At 52.0% G+C, this 22,531-nt stretch carries 20 protein-coding genes; 9 read left to right on the forward strand and 11 right to left on the reverse strand.

Annotated elements, in window-relative coordinates; translation table 11 throughout:
* Window positions 1-13: 13 nt before the first annotated feature.
* The 6 genes from HED65_RS06215 to HED65_RS06240 form a co-directional block, all read right to left on the reverse strand.
* Window positions 14-508: a putative pterin-binding protein gene (locus tag HED65_RS06215; RefSeq protein ID WP_114977874.1), complete on the reverse strand. Its 495-nt coding sequence runs from the start codon at window positions 506-508 to the stop codon at window positions 14-16.
* A 681-nt stretch (window positions 509-1,189) separates the two neighbouring features.
* Window positions 1,190-1,885, reverse strand: a complete 696-nt coding sequence (locus tag HED65_RS06220; RefSeq protein WP_114977875.1) for a potassium channel family protein — start codon at window positions 1,883-1,885, stop codon at window positions 1,190-1,192.
* Window positions 1,886-1,976: 91 nt separating this feature from the next.
* Window positions 1,977-2,273 carry a hypothetical protein gene (locus HED65_RS06225; RefSeq protein ID WP_114977876.1) on the reverse strand — a complete coding sequence of 99 codons (297 nt, stop codon included), beginning with the start codon at window positions 2,271-2,273 and terminating at the stop codon, window positions 1,977-1,979.
* 48 nt (window positions 2,274-2,321) lie between these two features.
* Entirely contained in the window at window positions 2,322-3,866 is a 1,545-nt protein-coding gene (locus HED65_RS06230; RefSeq protein ID WP_223256807.1) for a DHA2 family efflux MFS transporter permease subunit, read from the reverse strand.
* 13 nt (window positions 3,867-3,879) lie between these two features.
* Complete coding sequence (locus HED65_RS06235) at window positions 3,880-5,022, reverse strand: HlyD family secretion protein (protein WP_114977877.1); 1,143 nt, start codon at window positions 5,020-5,022, stop codon at window positions 3,880-3,882.
* 48 nt (window positions 5,023-5,070) lie between these two features.
* On the reverse strand, window positions 5,071-6,477 hold the full coding sequence (locus tag HED65_RS06240; RefSeq protein ID WP_114977878.1) for an efflux transporter outer membrane subunit: 1,407 nt from the start codon (window positions 6,475-6,477) through the stop codon (window positions 5,071-5,073).
* A 269-nt stretch (window positions 6,478-6,746) separates the two neighbouring features.
* Between HED65_RS06240 and HED65_RS06245 the strand changes: the two genes are divergently transcribed.
* On the forward strand, window positions 6,747-7,391 hold the full coding sequence (locus HED65_RS06245) for a TetR/AcrR family transcriptional regulator (protein ID WP_114977879.1): 645 nt from the start codon (window positions 6,747-6,749) through the stop codon (window positions 7,389-7,391).
* A gap of 124 nt (window positions 7,392-7,515) precedes the next feature.
* Window positions 7,516-7,920 carry a helix-turn-helix domain-containing protein gene (locus tag HED65_RS06250; protein WP_114977880.1) on the forward strand — a complete coding sequence of 135 codons (405 nt, stop codon included), beginning with the start codon at window positions 7,516-7,518 and terminating at the stop codon, window positions 7,918-7,920.
* On the opposite strand, the gene HED65_RS06255 is transcribed toward HED65_RS06250, so the two are convergent.
* The gene (locus tag HED65_RS06255) at window positions 7,917-9,122 is read right to left on the reverse strand and encodes an L-dopachrome tautomerase-related protein (RefSeq protein WP_114977881.1); all 1,206 of its coding nucleotides are present in this window, start codon (window positions 9,120-9,122) and stop codon (window positions 7,917-7,919) included. The genes HED65_RS06250 and HED65_RS06255 overlap by 4 nt on opposite strands.
* 109 nt (window positions 9,123-9,231) lie before the next feature.
* Between HED65_RS06255 and HED65_RS06260 the strand changes: the two genes are divergently transcribed.
* The gene (locus HED65_RS06260) at window positions 9,232-10,125 is read left to right on the forward strand and encodes a LysR family transcriptional regulator (RefSeq protein WP_114977882.1); all 894 of its coding nucleotides are present in this window, start codon (window positions 9,232-9,234) and stop codon (window positions 10,123-10,125) included.
* On the opposite strand, the gene HED65_RS06265 is transcribed toward HED65_RS06260, so the two are convergent.
* Together HED65_RS06265 and HED65_RS06270 are read right to left on the reverse strand one after the other, a co-directional pair.
* Entirely contained in the window at window positions 10,122-11,906 is a 1,785-nt protein-coding gene (locus HED65_RS06265; protein WP_114977883.1) for a diguanylate cyclase, read from the reverse strand. The genes HED65_RS06260 and HED65_RS06265 overlap by 4 nt on opposite strands.
* Before the next feature lie 120 nt (window positions 11,907-12,026).
* The gene (locus HED65_RS06270; protein WP_114977884.1) at window positions 12,027-13,136 is read right to left on the reverse strand and encodes an AI-2E family transporter; all 1,110 of its coding nucleotides are present in this window, start codon (window positions 13,134-13,136) and stop codon (window positions 12,027-12,029) included.
* 341 nt (window positions 13,137-13,477) lie between these two features.
* On the opposite strand from HED65_RS06270, the gene mmuP reads away from it, so the two are divergent.
* From mmuP to tauD, 6 genes are all read left to right on the forward strand, one after another.
* Window positions 13,478-14,878 carry an S-methylmethionine permease gene (mmuP, locus tag HED65_RS06275; protein WP_114977885.1) on the forward strand — a complete coding sequence of 467 codons (1,401 nt, stop codon included), beginning with the start codon at window positions 13,478-13,480 and terminating at the stop codon, window positions 14,876-14,878.
* Window positions 14,865-15,797 carry a homocysteine S-methyltransferase gene (gene mmuM, locus HED65_RS06280; protein WP_114977886.1) on the forward strand — a complete coding sequence of 311 codons (933 nt, stop codon included), beginning with the start codon at window positions 14,865-14,867 and terminating at the stop codon, window positions 15,795-15,797. Before mmuP ends, mmuM begins: the two co-directional genes overlap by 14 nt.
* 177 nt (window positions 15,798-15,974) lie before the next feature.
* Window positions 15,975-16,937: a taurine ABC transporter substrate-binding protein gene (tauA, locus tag HED65_RS06285; RefSeq protein ID WP_114977887.1), complete on the forward strand. Its 963-nt coding sequence runs from the start codon at window positions 15,975-15,977 to the stop codon at window positions 16,935-16,937.
* A gap of 10 nt (window positions 16,938-16,947) precedes the next feature.
* Window positions 16,948-17,715, forward strand: a complete 768-nt coding sequence (gene tauB / locus HED65_RS06290) for a taurine ABC transporter ATP-binding subunit (RefSeq protein ID WP_114977888.1) — start codon at window positions 16,948-16,950, stop codon at window positions 17,713-17,715.
* Window positions 17,712-18,539 carry a taurine ABC transporter permease TauC gene (gene tauC, locus HED65_RS06295; protein ID WP_114977889.1) on the forward strand — a complete coding sequence of 276 codons (828 nt, stop codon included), beginning with the start codon at window positions 17,712-17,714 and terminating at the stop codon, window positions 18,537-18,539. The genes tauB and tauC overlap by 4 nt, the downstream gene beginning before the upstream one ends.
* Entirely contained in the window at window positions 18,536-19,387 is an 852-nt protein-coding gene (tauD, locus tag HED65_RS06300) for a taurine dioxygenase (protein WP_114977890.1), read from the forward strand. Before tauC ends, tauD begins: the two co-directional genes overlap by 4 nt.
* Window positions 19,388-19,413: 26 nt before the next feature.
* Here the strand turns inward: tauD and olsF are convergent, their stop codons facing one another.
* Together olsF and hemB are read right to left on the reverse strand one after the other, a co-directional pair.
* Window positions 19,414-21,126, reverse strand: a complete 1,713-nt coding sequence (olsF, locus tag HED65_RS06305) for a bifunctional ornithine lipid synthase OlsF (protein ID WP_114977891.1) — start codon at window positions 21,124-21,126, stop codon at window positions 19,414-19,416.
* Between the two features lie 72 nt (window positions 21,127-21,198).
* Window positions 21,199-22,173, reverse strand: coding sequence for a porphobilinogen synthase (hemB, locus tag HED65_RS06310; RefSeq protein WP_114977892.1), 975 nt, complete (start codon window positions 22,171-22,173; stop codon window positions 21,199-21,201).
* Window positions 22,174-22,531 lie beyond the last annotated feature (358 nt).

Genomic DNA, 22,531 nt, shown 5'->3' on the forward strand with positions numbered 1-22,531 from the left:
TTCTCCTGAACTACTACTCAATCTTCATTTTGCTAACCTGCCATGCTGATCGTGAGTAATAAATCTGATTATTCAACTCAGGAAGACTGTCATAGGGGTATACAATGAATGATGGACCTTTATCGCGGATGCGCATATATTCGCCATTGACCTTTAAGGCAAGTATGGCGTTGTATTTTTGGAAGTCACTGAGTGGGATGGTGGTAGAGTAATCATTGAGCGCGATAACATTAATGTTTGACCCCTTCGCACCCACATAATCCATGAGTTTGCTCATTGGAACACCCTCAAACTTAGTGCGGCCATTATACCAGGGGGATGTTGTCTCAAAACTCACCATACCCAGTTTTTCAAGGCTGGCGAGATCAAACACTGCTTTTCCATTTTCATTGGTATTTTCTATATTACCGTAAATCGTTAAAATGGGTTTACCGACTGGTTTTGGCAGTTCACCAGCCCAGGTTACACTTTGCACCAGACAGCATAACAGCAGTAGCATTAATCGCATTTTGACCTCCACTTTTTACCAGAAGTATATGAATTATAATTTAGTTATCATACTAGTTTATATATTTTGTTGAGCAGTAATGGTTTTTATAGTTTTAATTGATTTAAGTATAGAAAAATCAATTGCTTAGTGATTTGTGATGATGAGGCGTTTCACAGTCGAACGACACTTAACTTTTTGAGAAAACCTAAAGTTGCTTGCACAAGCCCTCATGTGCTTAAAAAATGATCGCTTTTATTGATTGTTAGTCTCTCTCCACGGATTTTTCCTGTGATGAAAACGGTGAGCGTGCTATCGCACAGCCCCCTCCCTTTGCGGGTAGAGACCTGGTGGAAGTGACGCGGCCGGGACGGTCGCTCTGCGCACAATTTGTCCACCTCAGGTGAGAAGGTGCAGGGGACACTGTTCCTGATGGGATGAATACAATTCTGCGGGTTCGCCCGGGCAACATACGTGCTTAAAAAGTTACCGCCTACGGACCGTTTTTTTCTTATTCGATGGCAGAAAATGTAAATAATAAAGAGAAGAGGGTGTGAGATATTATCGATGAGATCGTCAGTTTACGGTTTCAATCTGTGTCTGAATAATTGCCTGATTTTGGACGCTTCATCCACTGGGAAGCGTCCACTTTTTTCTTGCTGTCAAAATGATATCTGTCCTGCATGCTAAAAAAGCGTTTATTCACTTTTTTGATGTGGGTGTTCTCTGTGCTATATGCAAACCGACTAAAATAGCAATCATTGTACTCATATAAAATTGACCAATCACCGCCTCAAGCATCGCCAGATTACGTGCAAAAGGATGAATTGCCAGGATATCACCATAACCAAGGGTTGTTAGTGTTGTAAGGCTGAAGTAAAGCATTGTCTCAATTGAATTATCGTCTGGTATTCCTGTATATGCATCGGGAATGAATCCCACCAGTAAACAATCCAGCAGCGCAAACAAAAGTGATATATTCAGATAGATAACCATAGCGCCCCGGATGCGATGAAGCGTCACGACACCCTCCTCGAAAACCTGCTGTGCCACAATCCAGCTAACATTGAGACAGAAAAAAATTCCAGACAGAATTACCAGTATTCCTGTGGTTTTATGTGTGGTCGTTGTTGAACCGACCGCTAACCCAACCAGACAAAATGAAAAACTGAGTATAGCCAGATATCTTTTTATATCTTTAGAAACAATAAATATCGAAATCAAGGCCATCGCTGAGAATAACGCATTGTTTAGCCAGTGATAGCTTTTGTGTTCGCTCTCCGTTACGGGTGAGATGATAAAAATGGTTAAAACCTGCAGTATTAGAAGAATGGTGAGACAAACATCCTTATAATCGCTATTCCTTTCAATCTTACATTGAAAATCGCTTATTTTCATGAGGTAACCTGATTTTATCTATATGTAGCTTTCGGTCCTTTTATCAAGCGGGAAACGGTATTCTGCTTATTATGTTTCCCTCCTGACACGTTCAAAGCAGGAAAGACGTCAACCATGTTCTGTCAGAATGATTTTCAGGTAATTGTTCCAGAATATCAATTAAGGTATTTTGGTTGTCCGGTGCGCTATTGATAAATCTAAAGAAGTTGCTGTCACATTTATTTTTGTGATATTGCATTTTATAGAACTCTTTTTTCCTTAAAAAAGTGCGCTCTAACCAGTTGAACTTTTTTATCTCTCTTTCAATGTATTTCATTTCGGATATTGAAAGGAATATTTTCTTATAAAGAAGATCTCGACTGCCCGGTGTGTGTAATTTATTGTTCATCAGAATTTCTCTGTTTTATGATACTCACATCCCTGTGCTGAATAAATATTAGTGTCCTACAGAGGTGGCATCGACCACGCGCGAAGGTTTCGGTGCTAATGCAATCGCAAATGCAGCGATAAAAAATATGACGCTTATCGACATCATCAGATTATTGGTCGAAAGCATCATGCTTTGGCTGTTGACCATCTTGTCAAAAAGCTCGCGAACAAATTGTCCACTTTGCTGAGGAGCTGAACTAATGTAATGCGAAAGATCGCCAGTAGGATCGACGACAGATGCCAGTTTGTCATGTGCTATATATCGCTGGTCCTGCCAGGATGTAGTCACGAGTGATGTGGCAAATGCACCCGATAACGTTCGAACAAAGTTCATTAACCCCGCTGCTGAAGGCATTTCCGATTCATTTACAGAGCCCATTGCAAGCCCTGTAATCGGGACATAATACAATGGCATACCAACGCCCATGAATAACAAAGGTACACAGATGGACCAGTAGTCCATATCGGTCGTCGCATAGGATCGCCAGAAGGTGTCGAGACCTAGCCAGGCGCAGCCAAAGAAGATAAGAATGCGCGGATCGATTTTGTTGGAAAGGTTAGCGGCAACCGGAGAAAATACCACCTGCAGAAGTCCGCCCCAGGCAACCACAATACCTGCCCATGTTGTTGTATATCCTAAGTTGTATTGTAGCCACAAAGGTGTGAGGACATTCAGACCAAAAAAACATCCAAATGCGAGTGCGAGAACAAACATGCTGGCCGAAAAACCACGATGGCGAAAAACTCTGATATCAACGATCGGATGTTCGGCGGTCAGCTCCCAGATACAGAAACTTAAAAAGCCAACACAGGCAACAATCGCCAGAACACATATTTCTTCTGAGGCAAACCAGTCAAGGTCTTTCCCTTCATCCAGCATGATCTGCAGCGCGCCAACCCAGATAACCAATAAAATAAATCCAACGATATCTATAGAGTTATTAATCAGTTTATCTTCGAAGACTTTCAATACTGACCACGCAACTAATGAAAAAGCGATTGCCATTGGAACGTTGATGATAAACACCCACGACCAGCTGTAATGATCGCAAATCCATCCCCCGAGAACAGGGCCTATTACGGGGGCCAGCAATGTTGTCATTGCCCATAATCCCGTCGCCTGCATGGATTTTTCTTTAGGGAAAATACGCAGCAGTAACGTTTGTGATAATGCCATCAGGGGGCCACCTGCCATTCCCTGAAAAACCCTCATCAGCAGCAGCATTCCCAGCGAAGTGGAAAGGCCACAAAGCAAAGAAAAAATACCAAACATGAACACAGAAACGGAGAAAACGCGCACGCCACCGAACCGTGTTGTTAACCATCCTGATAGCGGTACTGTGATGGCTTCAGCAACAGCATAGGCCGTGATGATCCATGTTCCCTGGCTGGTTCCCGCGCCCAGGGCGCCAGCCATGTTGGGTTGAGTGACGTTTGCAATGGTCATATTGAGCACAGCTAAAAAGTTCGCCATTGCAAGCACCAGGGCACCAATCCATAACATACCGCCTTTCAGCGAAGGAGGCTGATTATCGATAACTAATGTAGACATGGACTGGTTTCCGTTATTCACTTTTTAAGTTAACTGTCGCTTTCATGGACAACCCAACCCGCAACGGATGTGCTGCAAGCTCGTCAGCATTGAGTTTGATGCGTACGGGCAAACGCTGTACGACCTTAATCCAGTTACCCGTTGCGTTCTGCGCAGGAATAATTGAAAACGCGGCGCCAGTGCCACCATCAAATCCTTCTACTGTTCCATGGAAAGGCACGTTATCGCCATACAGGTCGCTCACCAGTTCGACTTTCTGTCCCACTTTCACATGCTGGAGCTGAACTTCTTTGAAGTTGGCATTGACATGAATTTGCTGCACCGGCACCACAGACAATAACGGTGTGGAAGGCTGGACACGTTGTCCAAGCTCGACCTGGCGACGCGCAACCACACCATCAACTGGCGAACGGATCACGGTTCTTTCCAGATCCAGTCTGGCTTGATCGCGCTTCGCTCTGGCGAGAGCGACTTCCGGGTTGGTCTCGGTATTTGCATCCTCAATCATCACGGCATTCGCCTGTCTTGCGCCCACCGCCGCCTGTTTCGCGGCATCTGCTTGCGCCACAGCGGCTTTCGCGGCATTCAGGTTTGCCAGTGCGGAAGCATAAACGTTTTGGATTCGTGTCAGTTCGTCGCCTGAAATCGCGCCTGTCTGCATTAACGCTTCGCGTCGCTTGAGGTCAACCGTCGCGCGCTGGAAGTCAGCGTTTGCGGCATCAACCTGGGCCAGCAGGCGTTTTTGTTCTTTTTCATTCGCCACAACTTCTGCGCCGAGTTTTGTATCAGTGGCCTTATATCCATTCACCCGCCGAATGGACAGGTTCAGGTTTGCTTCCGCCTGATTAAGGGCTAACTCTGCGTCGGTGGGATCCAACTGGATCAGAACATCGCCTTTTTTTACCACCTGAGAATCCGTCACCAGGATGGCACTTACTGTGCCGGTGATTGCAGAAGAGAGTTGAGCGGACTCGACATCGGTATAGGCGTTATCGGTTTCAACATAACGGGAACCCACTAATTCCCAATATGCGAACGAGCCTGCACCAGCAAGCGCGATACTTAATGCAAGATAAGAGAACAGACGTTTTCTTTTTGTCTTTTTGATCTCGGATGATTCAATATTTTGATTTTCAATAGCTGCAGAATGACTCATTTTATTTCCTTTCTTTCCACTATTTAGTTATTAACCTGGTGTTAAAAATCACTGTTTGCCTGAGGTATATCCACCGCCCAATGCACGCGCTAATGCGACGTCAATCGTAAAGGCGCGAGAATTAACATCGGCTAATTTTCTTCGGGCAGCGACCAGTTCATCTTCCGAGGACAAGACATCCAGATAATCAGCAACCTTTCCTTCATATCTTTGTTTGGTGAGTGAATAAGCCTTTTCTGCCGATATGACTGCACCCTGAGAATAAATACTCTCGTCTTTAAGAGAGGCTCTGCTGGTGAGTGCATCGCTCACTTCCCGAAGAGCATTCGTTAACGTGTCGTTATAAACTTGCACCGCAATATCATATTCACCATTGGCGTATTTCAAATCACCCTGTAGCTTCTGCGTATTAAATATTGGCAACGATATGGCCGGGCCAAAACTGCCAATGGCTGAGCCACTCCGGGTAAGGTTGTTAATACCCAATGACTGGAACCCGGCAAAGGCAACCAGATTAACGCTGGGGTAAAAACCGGCTTTTTTCTGCTTAATTTGCTCTGCTGCAGCCTCTGCGCGTAAACGTGCCGCGACAATATCAGGACGCCGACCAATCAGATCCAGCGCAATATTGGGAGGCAGTTCCTCATGCGCTAAAAGCGTTGCCTTAGGCGCGCTTATTGCCAGCGCTCTGTCAGGCCCATCACCGATCAGTGCAGCAAGCTCATGTTTTTTGATCGCAATAGCTTCATTTATTGCCACCAGGTTGGCTTTTGCGTTGAGTTGACGCGTCTCGACCTGTTGAAGACTGGATAAATCTTCAAGCCCCGCGTCATGTCGTTGCTGGAACAACGCAAGTGTATTGGTTCGTATCGTGAGGGTATCGTTAAGCGTTTCGCGAACGGTGTATAAATGCGCCAGCTCCGCGTAAACGGCAACAATAGACGAAGAGAGCACCAGTCTTGTTTGTGCTTCTTCCGCTACCGCCGCCATTTCACCTGATGTTGCAGCCGCGAGCGCAGCGCGGTTTTTACCCCAAAAATCGATTTCCCAGCTCATATCAAGCGTGGTGCGCCCATAGCTGTTCCAGTTTTGAGGCGTTGCGCTTTCAGGCGTCACATAGTTGTAACTCATTTTGTCCCGCATAAAGCTGGCGTTTGCGGTGACCTCAGGGAAAAGTGATCCGCTTGCACTTTGTGTCATCGCCTGCGCTTGTTTCACGCGAGCTTCGGCGATGTTAAGCGTGGGGGAATTTTTAAGCGCATCATCAATCAGCCCGTTTAGCTGCCCATCACCGTATTTCTTCCACCAGTCATCTTTCGGCCACTGGCCGTTCTGATGGGGAAAACTTTGATCGCTTTTAAGTTGTGTGACCGTCTTCATAGGAGGAGGAGGGGCAAGATCGGGGATCATGGCGCATCCGCTCATACTGATGGCGGAAATGACAACACAGCTCATCACTATCCTGGACCGGGTTAAGCCGGAAATACGACACCTCGGGAGTGTCTCCTGAAAACCTTTCATCAGTACGCTCATCATGCTGTTCATAGAGTAGTCCAAATACAGTACCGTACAGTACGGTACACTTTATATCTTGACTTCTGATTACCGTCAAATGAAAATGTACTCGTCAGTACGATTACGAACCCTACTAACAGACGTGATTCCGAAATCAGATAACAAAAGTGTTGGTCAACGGCCAAACACCTAAACTACAGAGGAAACATATGGATAAAAGAGCGCTTAAACGGCAACAGATTCTGGAAGTTGCATCCGGGCTGTTCCGACAAAAAGGATTTGATGCCACGTCTATCTCAGAGATTAACGCGATTGTGGGTGGCTCAAAATCGACAATTTACAGTCACTTTTCTTCGAAAGAAGAACTATTTGTAGAATGCATGTCTTCTGAAACAGAACAGTATATTAAGAGCATGACTATCGAAACTGCAGGGCAGGTGCGCCTTTTCAGAAAATCACCGCAACTGGTCATCGAGCAATTTGCCGTTGCCTTTTTACGTTATATTTGCTCCCCGGATATTGTGGATTTGCAAAGATTAATGATTTCTGAGGCCGGAAGGTCGGGTATCGGAGAATTATATTATGCGCGTATGCAAAAACTGCGTTCAAATGTATCAGCGCTTTTTACCGATTTAATGAATCAAAACATCTTAAGAAAAGATGATCCTGTGCTGGCCGCTGAGTATTTCCGTTCTCTTCTCCAGGCCGACATACTGGAACCCTTGCTTTTAAAAGCAAGAAAGGACCAACCTGACGAAAGTGAAATTGTCATGAAAGCGCAGGCCTCCGTTAATGCGTTTATGAAACTGTATGGGCCTGAAAAAAACGAAGATGTTGCAAAGACATCTTTCTAAAATACAGTAAGCGTTCTTTCACCCTATTATTAGGGTGATTTTTCTTTTGGGAAATATTTATTTTCAATTGTCATTGGATGACTTTGCCAGCGGCCTTCGTGTAAATAAAATTTCGTGGATACTTATGTGTATTAAATTTACTCTTTTAAAAGATCGTGAAGCTGTAATTAAGTCTCTTACTCACTGGATTGACTCGAATTTATACAGGCCTATTACCGTTTTAGATGTGGCACGGAAATCCGGTTATTCATTGGCTTATATTCAACGAAACTTTCGCCAGGAGTGTGGCATAAGTATAGGTCTCTATATCCGAAGCAGGAAACTTGAAAAAGCTGCGCAGATGCTCAGACATACGCAGCTTTCTGTTTCAGATATATTCACGATGTTAGGCTACGAGGAGCCATCAACGTTCAGCAGAGCGTTCTCGAATCAATATGGACTCTCCCCAACCAAATATCGTGAGCTGGCAAAAAAAAGTCATTACCTGAATGGATTGTCGATGCTAATTACTGAAGTGACACGCGACTAATCCTTTGAGGCACTGAGAGGCAAGCGCCATAAATCATAGCGTTCCTCTCCAGATTTAACGGCTCCCGCGAAGTGATCATTGAGGCTACTCGAGGTAAATATCAGATCCCCGTTCGGACCGATTGCCGGTGTGTCTGGCCAGTGTATATCTTCACTTGCTGCAATCAGCGACATGGAAAGGGTCTTAGGATCGTATCTGACGATACCATTGCGTGTGACATCGGTGATGTAGAGGTTACCTTTTTCATCTGTCACAATACCGTCGGTATTGCCTCCCACTCTACCCAGATCGCGGATCTGTTCGGCGATTTGTACATCGGTTGAAGCTGGCTGTCTGAGTATTGCGGTCGGTACCGCATACGCACGCGTTCCGGTTGTCACTGTCCAGTAAAGCGTGTTCGAATCGGGAGAAAGTGCAATACCATTGATACCAATCAGTAAAGGCTTACCCGGCCATACTTCAGCCCCATGCGAGACAACGTTAACGCCAGGCTCAATCTGCAGCGCAGGGTGACGATCGAGTACGCGTCGTGCCGTACCGGTGGCGAAATCTACGACAATAACTCCCACACGGTTTTCCGGTGCACTCCGCGAGCCGCTGTCGGAGATATAGGCGACACGGCGGTTCTCGTCGACAACCACATCATTAAGGAAGCTGGCCTTGCGGTCCGCTACGCCATCCAGGGCGATACGTTTAATGGTGCGACCAGAGTCGAGATCCAGTATGAGCAGTTTCTGCGACCCTACAGGGGATTCTGTTTCGCCTGCAACAAACCCCATATCCAGCGCCCATAACCAGTTGTTTTTACGGTCAATATAAAAGCCGAGTACGTTGCGCAGGTTTTGCTCTGGAGCGGAATTCACTGCATTCGCCTGACGTGACGGAAATGCCGTCAGGCGGGCAGGGCCGGACTGAACCGTCGTATCCAGAATGCTCAATGTCGCGGGAGCCGCAGCTGACACCAGCCGGGGCGTGCTGACAAAAGCCCGGCCCTTTGCATCAAAATGGATACCAGCAATAGGGGCATTGACTGAACCGGAGAACGGCTCAGAGATCTGTCCGTCCTGAGGGGAATCCCAGCTTACACCAGCGTAGCTTCGCCAGCGTTCAAGAGGCGCGTGGTTCGCTGCATTGACAACACTCGGGAAAGAGAACAACGCCGCTATCGCAATGGCGGGCAGACTAAGGGGGTGATTGAACATTGACAGGCTCCAGTGACACGTTCAGATGATGAATGCTGGTCACTTTACTCATCGCCCAACGGGAGATAAATTAGCCAAATTGAAAAAGATTTGTTCCTGAGAGAGCAAAATGAGCCGGAAATTCGATTACCTCGGAGACGTTGAAGTCTTCATCGCCGTTGTTGAACACGGCTCTTTTACAGCCGCAGCGGTTGCGCTTTCAACTACACCTTCGGTATTGAGCCGTGCGGTTTCCCGCCTGGAGGCGCGTCTTGGACGGCAATTGTTACAGCGCACTACCCGTCGTGTGGGGCTGACTGAAGCAGGGCGCGTCTATCTTGAGCAGGCGCGCTCTGCGTTTTCTCTGCTTGATGATGCCGAACGCGATGGACGGGGTCAGGAAGGTGATTTGACCGGTCGCGTGCGAATGAGTGTCCCCACTACCTACGGTCACTACCGCCTGCCGCCGCTGCTGGCACGCTTTACCCAACAATACCCACGCGTTCAGGTTGAATTGAACATTACCAATCGCAACGTTGACATGATTGCCGAGGGATTCGACCTGGCGATACGCCTGGGTCACCTGCCTGACAGTGGATTTGTGGCACGCAAGCTGGAGGATGCTGCACTGCTTTTGGTCGCATCACCCGATTACCTGCATCGAATGGGCATGCCGCAGACGCTGGATGGGCTGCAACAGTATTCATGCTTGCCTTTTATCATGCCGCGTACTGGCCGCGTCGCCCCCTGGGTGTTCTGTGATGAGGGGCGCGATATTGACTGGTTGCCGGGTTCAGCCATCGAAATATCAGACGATGTACTCGGCGTGGTTTCGCTCGCGGAGCAGGGAATGGGGATCTGCCAGAGTTATGAATTTATTGTCCGCGACAGGATACAACGCGGCCAGTTAGTCGAGGTTTTGCCGCAACTTCGTGGACGGTCACGACCCTTCTCAGTGATCTTTGCGCCGCACAGGCGGCAATCAGCAGCAACCAGAGCCATGATTGATCTATTGACAGGCTAACCTGCCTCCAGCATCCCAAAACTTACAATCCGCGCGCGGCCCAACTCTTTCGCCCGGTACAAGGCCACATCCGCAGCGCGCAGCAGGTTGTCACTCTGGGCATGTTGCGGGTAGCTGGCAATACCAATCGAAACATCCACCGGCCCAATTTCTGAAAGCCCGTAGCGCAGCGACAGTTCATGCACACCGTTGTAAATCTTCTGTGCGCAGGTGTGTGCCTCTGCTTCACCGGCGCCGGGGAGCAGAACCAGGAACTCTTCTCCCCCGTAACGGAATGCCAGACCGTTTTCATGCACGGCTCGCTGAACAATCGACGCCACGCTTTTGATCACCTGATCGCCCGCTTCATGGCCGAAGCGGTCATTGATGCTCTTGAAGTGATCGATGTCGATCATCATGCAGCTTAACGGTTCACTGTTACGCATCGCCTGTGTCATTTGGGTTTGCAGGGTATCTTCCAGATGATGACGATTACGCAAACCGGTAAGCGGGTCAAACAAGGCTTTTTCCAGCAATGCGTCGCGTAGTCGCTGGTTGGCGAGCGCCAGACCGAGAGCTTCGGCCATCAGTTCCAGATACGCGCGGGAAGGGGCATTGTCCGCAGTGATATTCTGGAAGGAGAGCAAACCAATCGCCTCGCCCTGGGCGATAAGCGGCACACACAGTGAACTATTCGACTGTGACTCCGGCAGGTGGTAGCAGGCGATATCTGGCTCACCATTTACCGGTGGGTGGCTCTGCCCGCGACGCACGGCCCAGCACTCATCCGGATGGAATGTCATCTTTTCCCCGATTGGTGAAAGCCATTGTGCGACACAGCGCATTTGCCATGGATCGCGGTCAAGCACGTAGAGTTGGCCCGCTATCCCTGGCGCAATATTCGGTGCAAATAGCTCCGCCACGTTAATCACATCATTAAAGTTCTCGCACCCTTGCAGTCGCTGGGTCATGCGCGCCAGCAACTCGCGGATGGCCCAGTCGGCATCGCGCTCTTTTTCCAGACGTTGTCGCGCCAGGCCATTTTCACGGAAGATGCGGATGGCTTGTGCCATATCACCGATCTCATCAATCTGGTTGAAGTTCGGCGTTTCAACCGCGTAATCCTGTGAGGCCAGGCGGTGTACCACATCACTCAGACGTACCACGGGGCGCAGCACGCGGCGTTTCAAGATAAAGCCGAGAACAAACAAGAACAGCAGGGCGGTCAGACCAACCATCAGCTCAGAAGCCGTACGCAGCGCTTTCGATTTTTTGGTTGCATCCTGAACGGAGGCGATGACGCGTTTGTCGAGGATCTGACGAAAATGATCGATCTGGTTCTGCGCGCGCTCCAGCTCCTGCTCATACGGGGTGCCATAGAGCAGGGCCACGGCCTGAGCGTCTTCTCCTCGTTCCAGGCTGGAAAGCGCGGTTTGCTGTTCGTCCTGCAGCTCATCAATAATTTTTAACCCTTCACGCAACAGAGACAGCTCATCATCCGTTGCACCATTGTCCCGCAGTTTCTCGAGTCGTAGTTCGATGCTTTTCAGGTTCTTCTCTGACTGGTTGTATTCCTTAAGCGCCTGAGGATCTTTTTTGATGACGTACAGGCGCGCTAAATCGGACTGCGCCCAGGCGTCGGTCTCCACATCTTCAGTAAGCTCATCAAAACGCTGGCGTTGTTCCACCGCCTGACGTTCTGCGGTGTCGGCATTGGACGCCATCAGCATGATGATGCCTGAGGCGATGGTCAGGCAGACCGTGGCACCATAGGCCCAGTTTGTTATCGTCGCGATTCGCACCTGGTGATCCTTTTACGACATGAGTAGGAGGGCGTTTTTTCAAATTATAGAAAACGTCTGATTTAAGGCGAAAAAAAAGGCGGCACAGTGCCGCCTGGTGTGGTCTTTATCGTCACATCCTCACAAATCTGGAGGGTTTTTTCCTTCTTCGATGAAATCCGCGTCCAGCTCTTCAGCGTTACCTTCGTGATCGCGCCCGGAGAAGAGGTTCCAGCAGGCAATAAACAGCGCGGCGATGAGCGGGCCAATTACAAAGCCATTAATACCGTACAGCTCCATGCCGCCAAGAGTGGAGATCAAAATCAGATAGTCCGGCATTTTGGTGTCTTTTCCCACCAGTAGCGGGCGCAAGATATTGTCCACCAGCCCAACGATGATCACGAAGAAGCCTACAATAAACAGCCCCTGCCAGATTTGATGCGTGGCGAACAGGAAGATGGCGGCAGGCACCCAGACAATCGCCGAGCCGATGGCGGGCACCAGCGAGAGGAACGCCATTAGCGCGCCCCAGAGCACGCTGCCGTCAATACCCGCAATAGCAAACGCAATCCCGCCGAGGATGCCCTGAACCACCGCCACCGCCGCTGTTCCTTTTACCGTGGCACGCGACACGCCGACGAATTTGGCGAACAGGTGCTGCTTGGCGAAATCCGACAGAGGGAGGGAGTCGAGGATCTGTCGCACCAGATACGGACCGTCTTTCAGCAGGAAGAACAGCAGATAAAGCATGATGCCGAAGCTAATCGCAAAACCAAATGTTCCTTTGCCAATCAGAAACGCGCTGCCGGCCAGGTACTGTCCACCCTGCAGGGCGACATCCGAGAGTTTTTTCTGGATCTGTGCCGCGTTGTTCAGGTTGTGATCCGCCAGGAAGCCGCTGGCCCAGTCCGGAAGGCGGTTGAACAGGCCTGCGACCACTTCCGGGAATTGTGTGTTGTTCTCCTGTAGCTTGGTGTAAACCACGTTCAGCTCAATGGCGAGTGAGGAGAGGATCACCATCAACGGGATAAACACAATCAGGCAGATGATGCCGATGGTCAGCAGCGAGGCCAACCCGTTGCGATCCCCCAGCGCGGCGCGCAATCTGTTTTTTACCGGGTTAAAAATGACCGTCAGGATCGCGGCCCACAGTATCGCGGAGAAGTAGGGCGACAGCACATCGAAGAAGGCCCAGGTGACAAGGGCAAGAATAAAAATAAAGAAACCTTTGGTCAGTCCGTTAAAGCGCATCAGTCAGTCCTGGTTACTAAGAAACTGTGTCGACTATAGAACTGATTGTAAGAATTACCAACCTTACGCCGGGGGGCGGGCAGTGTTGCGGTATGAATTCGCTCTTCACGGATACCACTTTCGACTGACCGAAGAGCGCCTCTTCCCGCACCATGCTGTAAGTATCTGCTTGCGGAGGTGCTTATGGCCTGGCGTCCGATTCTCTATGTGATCCTCACAACCCACCCCAGACTCAGCGCGCGGCGTGCCCGTTTGCGTCTGGTCATCTAGCTTTTTAGTAATAATCGCGGTATAACACACCTTCTTTGGATGTTTAGATGTCCATACGTATAGAAGGTAATATGCAAACACAACAAGAAAATGGGCAGCTTAAGCGCACCATGAAAACACGCCACCTGATTATGCTTTCGCTGGGTGGCGTGATTGGCACAGGGTTATTCTTCAATACCGGTTACATTATTTCGACGACCGGGGCGGCAGGTACGCTGCTGGCGTACCTGATTGGCGCGCTGGTGGTCTGGCTGGTGATGCAGTGTCTGGGCGAACTCTCCGTCGCGATGCCAGAAACTGGCGCGTTCCACGTCTATGCCGCCCGCTATCTGGGGCCGGCGACGGGTTACACCGTGGCATGGCTGTACTGGCTGACCTGGACGGTGGCGCTCGGGTCGAGCTTTACTGCCGCCGGGTTCTGCATGCAGTACTGGTTCCCACAGGTGCCCGTCTGGGCGTGGTGCGTGGTGTTCTGCGCGGTGATTTTTGGCCTGAACGTGATCTCCACGCGCTTCTTCGCCGAGGGCGAGTTCTGGTTCTCGCTGGTCAAAGTGATCACCATCATCGCCTTTATTATTCTTGGTGGTGCGGCAATCTTTGGTTTTATCCCGATGCAGGACGGTTCGCCTGCGCCAGGCTTAACCAATATTACGGCTGAAGGCTGGTTCCCGCACGGTGGCCTGCCGATCCTGATGACCATGGTGGCGGTGAACTTTGCTTTCTCCGGGACCGAACTCATCGGCATCGCAGCGGGTGAAACGGAAAATCCACATAAGGTGATTCCGGTCGCTATCCGTACCACCATCGCGCGCCTGATTATCTTCTTTATCGGTACCGTATTTGTACTGGCGGCGCTGATCCCCATGCAGCAGGCGGGAGTGGAAAAAAGTCCGTTCGTGCTGGTGTTTGAAAAAGTCGGGATCCCGTATGCCGCAGATATCTTTAACTTTGTGATTTTGACGGCGATCCTCTCGGCGGCCAACTCCGGGCTGTATGCTTCGGGCCGCATGCTGTGGTCGCTTTCGAACGAGAAAACGCTGCCGCGCTGTTTTGCTCGCGTTAATAAAAACGGCGTCCCGCTGGCGGCGCTCTCCGTTTCCATGCTTGGCGGCGTACTGGCGCTGTTCTCAAGTGTGGTGGCACCGGACACGGTGTTTGTGGCGCTGTCGGCGATTTCTGGCTTTGCGGTGGTGGCGGTGTGGATCAGCATCTGCGCGTCGCACTTTGTTTTCCGTCGTCGTCATTTACAGTCCGGCCAGCCTCTCTCGGCTTTGCAGTATCGTGCGCCATGGTATCCGCTGGTGCCAGTGCTCGGTTTTATCCTCTGCGTGGTGGCCTGTGTCGGCCTGTGGTTTGACCCAAGCCAGCGCATTGCCCTTTATTGCGGGCTTCCGTTTGTTGCCCTGTGTTATGGTGCGTACTACCTGACCCGAAATATGACATCGCAGGAGCCTGAACATGTCGCAGAATAATCCGCTTACCGCCATCCTCGAAAAACAGCCATTTGTGGTACTGGACGGCGCGATGGCAACGGAGCTGGAAGCACGTGGTTGTAACCTTGCAGACAGCCTCTGGTCTGCCAAAGTGTTGGTCGAAAACCCGGATCTTATCCGTGAAGTTCACCTCGACTACTACCGGGCAGGCGCGCAGGTGGCGATCACCGCCAGCTATCAGGCCACGCCTGCGGGCTTTGCAGCGCGAGGTCTGGACGAGGCGCAATCCCGGGCGTTAATTGGCAAAAGCGTGGAACTGGCGCGTAAGGCGCGTGAAGCGTATCTGGCTGAAAATCCACATGCGGGTACGCTGCTGGTGGCCGGTTCCATTGGTCCGTATGGTGCGTATCTGGCGGACGGCTCAGAGTATCGTGGCGACTATGTACGCAGCGAAGAAGAGTTCACTACCTTCCACCGTCCACGCGTAGAAGCGCTACTGGATGCGGGAGCGGATCTGTTGGCCTGCGAAACGCTGCCGTCTTTTGGGGAAATCAAGGCGCTGGCGGCACTTCTGGCCGAGTATCCGCGCGCGCGGGCGTGGTTCTCCTTTACCCTGCGCGACAGCGAGCATTTAAGCGATGGCACACCGCTGCGGGAAGTGATTGCAGAGCTGGTGCACTATCCGCAAATTGTGGCGCTGGGCATCAACTGTATCGCGCTGGAAAACACCACCGCGGCGTTGAAACACCTGCAAAGTCTGACCTCGCTGCCGCTGGTGGTTTACCCGAACTCGGGCGAGCATTATGACGCGGTAACCAAAACCTGGCACCACCACGGTGAAGCGTGCGAGACGCTGGCAGGGTATTTGCCGCAGTGGCTGGACGCAGGGGCCAAATTAATCGGTGGATGCTGTCGGACCACGCCGAAAGATATTGCTGAGCTGAACGCGCAGCGCTGAGGCCCTCACCCTGACCCTCTCCCGTTGGGAGAGGGAAAAGCAACACCGCACAAAATCAACTATCCTTTCCCGCTTTTTATCTAAAAACGAATCGTTATGAGCGATTCATTTTTATTCCTTTATCAAAATTCCCGCGCCGGAAATACTGCCCTCATAACAACAAGGGGAGCAGGCACTATGGCAATTTCATCGCGAATCACATTACTCGGCGCACTGGCGCTGTGGGCATTTCAGGCGCAGGCGGTGGACGTCACCGTCGCGTATCAAACCTCTGCGGAACCGGCGAAAGTCGCGCAGGCGGATAACACCTTTGCCAAAGAGAGCGGAGCGAAAGTCGACTGGCGTAAATTCGACAGCGGCGCGTCCGTCGTGCGCGCGTTAGCATCCGGCGATGTGCAGATCGGCAATATAGGATCCAGCCCGTTGGCGGTAGCCGCCAGCCAGCAGGTGCCGATTGAAGTCTTCCTGCTCGCGTCTCAACTGGGTAACTCTGAAGCACTGGTGGTGAAGAAAAATATCACTAAGCCGGAAGATCTGATTGGCAAGCGTATTGCCGTACCATTCATTTCAACCACCCACTACAGCCTGCTGGCGGCGCTCAAGCACTGGGGCATCAAACCGGGCCAGGTGCAAATTATCAACCTGCAACCACCGGCAATTATCGCGGCCTGGCAGCGCGGCGATATTGACGGCGCGTATGTCTGGGCACCGGCTGTCAACGAGTTGGAAAAAGATGGCACCGTGCTGACCGACTCAGAAAAAGTGGGCCGGTGGGGCGCACCAACCCTCGACGTGTGGGTCGTGCGCAAAGACTTTGCCGAGAAACACCCTGAGGTGGTGAAAGCCTTCGCCAAAAGTGCGATTGACGCCCAGCAGCCCTATATCAGCAACCCGGATGAATGGCTGAAGCAGCCCGCCAACCTGGAAAAACTCTCCCGCCTGAGCGGCGTGCCGGAAGCGGATGTTCCAGGGCTGGTGAAAGGCAATACCTATCTGACCCCCGCGCAGCAGGTGCAGCAGCTGACCGGGCCGGTGAACAAAGCGATTGTGGATACCGCTACCTTCCTGAAAGAGCAGGGCAAAGTGCCTGCGGTAGCCGCGGATTACAGCCAGTACGTAACCGATCGTTTTGTGAAATAAGGAGTCCGCCATGCTGAATATTACGAACCTGCACGCCGATTACGGTGGTAAACCCGCGCTGGAAGATATCAACCTGACGCTGGACAGCGGTGAACTGCTGGTGGTGCTGGGCCCGTCCGGGTGCGGAAAAACCACGCTGCTGAATCTGATCGCCGGGTTTGTCCCTTATCAGCATGGCACCATTCAACTGGAAGGCAAAAAAGTGGAAGGCCCGGGCGCCGAGCGCGGCGTGGTCTTCCAGAACGAAGGATTACTCCCCTGGCGCAACGTGCAGGAAAACGTGGCATTTGGGCTACAACTTGCGGGTATCAATCGCGAACAGCGGCTGGAAACGGCACGGACGATGCTGAAAAAAGTGGGGCTGGAAGGGGCGGAAAAACGCCTTATCTGGCAGCTTTCCGGCGGTCAGCGGCAGCGCGTAGGCATTGCCCGCGCGCTGGCAGCGAATCCACAGCTATTGCTGCTGGACGAGCCGTTCGGGGCGCTGGATGCCTTCACCCGCGAGCAGATGCAAACTTTGCTACTGCACCTGTGGCATGAGACGGGCAAGCAGGTGCTGTTGATTACCCACGATATTGAAGAGGCGGTGTTTATGGCGACGGAGCTGGTGCTGCTCTCGCCGGGACCGGGCCGCGTACTGGAGCGTTTGCCGCTTGAGTTTGCCCGTCGCTATGTGGCGGGTGAACCGGTGCGTAGCATCAAATCCGACCCACGGTTTATCGAGCAGCGTGAATACGTTTTAAGCCGCGTGTTTGAACAACGGGAGGCGTTCTCATGAGCATCGTTTTCAGTGAAAAAACACGCCGTGCGCGCCCCGCATTACGCTGGCCGTTCCCTCGTCAGCTCACATTGAGCGTCGGCACGCTACTGGTTTTACTGGCGGTGTGGTGGGTGGTGGCCGCTCAGCAGTGGATTAGCCCGCTGTTTCTGCCGCCACCTGGACAGGTGCTGGCGAAACTCATCACCATCGCCGGGCCACAGGGCTTTATGGATGCCACACTCTGGCAGCATTTAGGTGCAAGTCTGGCGCGCATTCTGGTGGCGCTGCTGGCGGCGGTCATCATTGGTATTCCCGTAGGGATCGCGATGGGGCTGAGCCCGACGGTGCGCGGCATTCTCGACCCGCTGATTGAACTTTACCGCCCGGTGCCGCCGCTGGCGTACCTGCCGTTGATGGTGATCTGGTTTGGTATTGGTGAAACGTCAAAAATCCTGCTGATCTATCTGGCGATTTTCGCACCCGTTGCCATGTCCGCGCTGGCGGGCGTGAAGAGCGCCCAGCAGGTGCGGATCCGCGCGGCACAGTCGCTGGGGGCAAGCCGGACGCAGGTACTGTTGTTCGTAATTTTACCGGGAGCGTTGCCGGAAATTTTAACCGGGCTGCGCATTGGTCTGGGGGTAGGCTGGTCAACGCTAGTGGCGGCGGAGCTGATTGCGGCGACCCGTGGTCTTGGATTTATGGTGCAGTCTGCCGGAGAGTTTCTGGCGACTGACGTGGTACTGGCAGGAATTGCGGTGATCGCCGTGATCGCCTTTGGATTAGAACTGGGGCTGCGCGCGTTACAGCGCCGCCTGACGCCCTGGCATGGAGAAATACAATGAGTGAACGTCTGACCATCACCCCGCTGGGGCCGTACATTGGGGCGCAAGTGTCGGGGCTGGATGTGACCCGCCCGCTGAGCGATAACCAGTTTGAACAGCTGTATCACGCGGTGCTACGCCATCAGGTGGTGTTCCTGCGCGAACAGGCCATCACCCCACAGCAGCAGCGCGCCCTGGCACTGCGTTTTGGTGATCTGCATATCCACCCCGTTTACCCGCATGCGGAAGGCGTGGAGGAGATTATCGTGCTCGACACGCATAACGATAATCCGCCAGACAACGACAACTGGCACACTGATGTGACGTTTATCGAGACACCTCCAGCAGGGGCGATTCTGGCGGCGAAACTGCTGCCGGAAACCGGCGGCGATACACTGTGGGCCAGCGGCATTGCAGCATTTGAAGCACTCTCCGCGCCGTTCCGGACGCTGCTGAGCGGCTTGCGGGCGGAGCATGACTTCAAAAAATCGTTCCAGGAGTACAAGTACCGTAAGAGCGAAGAAGAACATCAGCGCTGGCAGGAAGCGGTTGCAAAGCATCCACCGTTGCTGCATCCGGTCGTGCGTACTCATCCAGTGACGGGCAAGCAGGCGCTGTTCGTCAACGAAGGGTTCACCACGCGAATTGTGGACGTGACGGAAAAAGAGAGCGAGGCGTTGTTGAGTTTCCTGTTTACGCATATCACTAAACCGGAATTTCAGGTGCGCTGGCGCTGGCAGGAGAACGATCTGGCGATCTGGGATAACCGCGTGACGCAGCATTACGCCAATGCGGATTACCTGCCGCAGCGCCGGATTATGCAGCGGGCAACGATTTTGGGGGATAAGCCGTTTTACCGTGCGCCTTGATCCCCCCATACCTGGCCCTCTTCCTTTTAGGGAGAGGGTTGTAAATGTGCCTCAATATACCGCTGATAGCGGTTCGCCTTCAGGTAACACAAATCCACCAGCACCAGTCCGTCGACGCAGTTGTTAAATGTCGGGTCGCTGCCGAAATCAATAAACTGCACGCCGCCGGGTTCGCAAAGCTCGGAATATTGTTTGTAGAGCGGCGGAATGCCGCAGCCCAGATTGCCGAGCAGGGATTTCAGCTTTGTCAGATCGTCCACGTAATCCACACCGCCAAACTGCGCGAGCACGTCAGGCAGCGATGCCGGGTACGGCTGACGTGAGGCGGCTAATGGATGCGTCGCCGGGAACCACAGGCGGTAAAACGCCACCAGCAGATCTCGAGCGGCAGGAGGTAAGCCACCGGAAATGGAGACCGGGCCAAACAAGTAGCGATAGTGCGGATAACGCGCCAGGTACGCCCCAATGCCGGACCACAAGTAATCCAGTCCACGGCGTCCCCAGTAACGCGGCTGAATAAAGCTACGCCCCAGTTCAATGCCGTGCTCCAGCACATCCTGCATTTTGTCGTCGTAGTGGAAAAGGCTGTAGCTGTACAACCCTTCCAGACCCCGCCGCTCAACCTGGCTGGCGGTAGGCATAAAGCGATACGCACCGACGATCTCCAGATCTTCATCATCCCACAAGATCAGGTGCAGATAATCATCATCGTAACGGTCGGTGTCCCGGCGTTTACCGCTCCCTTCTTCCACCGCGCGAAAGGCAATCTCGCGCAGACGGCCCAGCTCACGCAGCAGCGGGACATCTTCCTGACCGTTACGCTGCCAAAGATAGATGGTTTTACCGTCACTGGTTTTGCCCAGACATTCGGCCTGCGCCAGCGCTCGTTTCAGAGTGGCCCGGTCTTCCGGGCGGGCGATAGCACACTGAGTTTTAAAAACGCCAGGCACTCCCTTGCCAAGACGCATCACGTGCTGTCGGCACTGCTCGGCCATCTCACGCGACGAAAGGGTGGCGCTATGCCAGTGCTGCCACGCAATCTGCTGGCCAATTTTAATCGGCAACTGGCTATGGCGGCGGCGGAACATCTGCTGCATGAGCAACAGCATCGACAGCGTCGGGGATACCAGCGTGCTGGCATAAAAGAGCAGGCTGTTATGCGCCTGAATATGCACCGGTAGCAGCGGGGCGCGCAGTTTACTGGCGAGCTTGATAAAGCCAGAGTGCCATTTTTTATCGCGAATACCCTTACGCGTGGGCCGCGAAACTTCTCCCGCCGGGAAGAAGATCAGCACGCCTGCGTTTTGCAGATGCTGTTCCATCTGGACCAGGGATGTTTTCGCCGTCCTGCCACCCATATTATCCACAGGAATAAACAGCGAACTGAGTGGCTCAAGGTGAGTCAGCATCCGGTTGGTCACGACTTTGACATCGCGTCGTACCCTGGAGACGGCGTACAACAGCGCCAGCCCGTCAAGCGTACCCGTCGGGTGGTTGGCAATAATGACCAGTGGGCCATGTTCGGGGATTTGTTCGAGATCGCGGGCGGAAACGGTGCAGAGAATATCAAGGTGCTCCAGAACTTGCTCCACCATATCCAGACCTTTCAGGTGGCGGTGTGCTGCGGCAAATTGCTGGAATTCGTCTTCGTAAAACAGTCTTTTTAACAGACTTTTTTGCCAGGGTGCAGGCCTCGCCTGAGGCCAAAGATCGTCGAGAACGCTATCGAGGCTAAACATGATTACTCCTCCTGCCGTCTTGCGAAGACAGTAGAAGGAGCAGATGTCGGTTGTATTGCAGTTTGGTGAAGATTAGCGCAGGATTTTTTTCTCGGCCAGATCCAGCGCAAAGTAGCTGAAGATCAGATCCGCGCCCGCGCGTTTGATCGCGCCGAGGCTTTCGAGGATCACTTTCTCTTCGTCAATTGCGTCTGCCAGAGCGGCGAATTTGATCATCGCGTACTCACCGCTCACCTGATAAGCGCCCAGTGGTAGCTCGGTACGCTCGCGAATGTCGCGCAGGATATCGAGATAAGCACCGGCCGGTTTCACCATCAGGCAATCTGCGCCCTGGGCTTCATCAAGCAGGGATTCGCGAATCGCTTCCCGGCGGTTAAGTGGGTTCATCTGATAGGTTTTACGGTCGCCTTTCAGTGCCGTACCCGCCGCTTCACGGAACGGGCCGTAGAACGAGGAGGCAAATTTGGTGGAGTAGGACATGATGGCTGTGTCAGTAAAACCGGCGGCATCCAGTGCCTGACGGATAGCCTGAACCTGTCCGTCCATCGCGGCGGATGGCGCGATGAAATCCGCACCGGCAGCGGCAGCGACCACCGCTTGTTTGCCGAGATTAAGCAGAGTGGCATCGTTGTCCACGCCGTGATCGCACAACACACCGCAGTGGCCATGAGAGGTGTATTCGCAGAAACACGTGTCAGACATCACCACCATTTCCGGCACTGTCTCTTTACAGATACGTGACATACGAGCGACCAGGCCGTCCTCTTTCCAGGCATCGCTACCGGTAGCGTCGGTATGGTGAGAGATGCCGAAGGTCATCACCGAGCGGATCCCCGAATTGGCGATACGTTCGATCTCACGTGCCAGATATTTTTCCGGGATGCGCATCACGCCAGGCATGGCTTCGATGGCCTTATAGTCATCAATCTCTTCTTCGACAAAAATCGGCAACACCAGATCGTTTAAGGTCAGTGTTGTCTCTTCAAACATAGCGCGCAGTGCAGGTGACTTGCGCAGGCGGCGGGGGCGTGCAATTAAATCGGTCATGGTATGCCTGATGTTTGTGGAACAAAGAGGGATAGTGTACATCAAAGTGAAGACGGGTGTTTTACTAAAGTGGGCATTTTGTTTTTGCGAAAGGCAGCGATGAAATATTTGCGCTGCTTCTATATTAAAGGTAATACATGGTTGGATGTTATTTATTATTTTTAGGTTATATATTTCGTGACGGCTGGCCAGTATTTTAACGTTGTGTTATTTATAATATTTATCTATTGTACCTTATTCTTTTCTTGTGCCAAAAACCTAATTGTCTGGATGCGGACTTAATGGAAACATTCATTGAACCTTTCCGAATTGAAACTGCATAATTCCCTCCGCAATAAAACATTGCCAAATGATTTGA

It is taken from the genome of Pantoea sp. LS15 (assembly GCF_012241585.1).
Taxonomy (GTDB): domain Bacteria; phylum Pseudomonadota; class Gammaproteobacteria; order Enterobacterales; family Enterobacteriaceae; genus Enterobacter.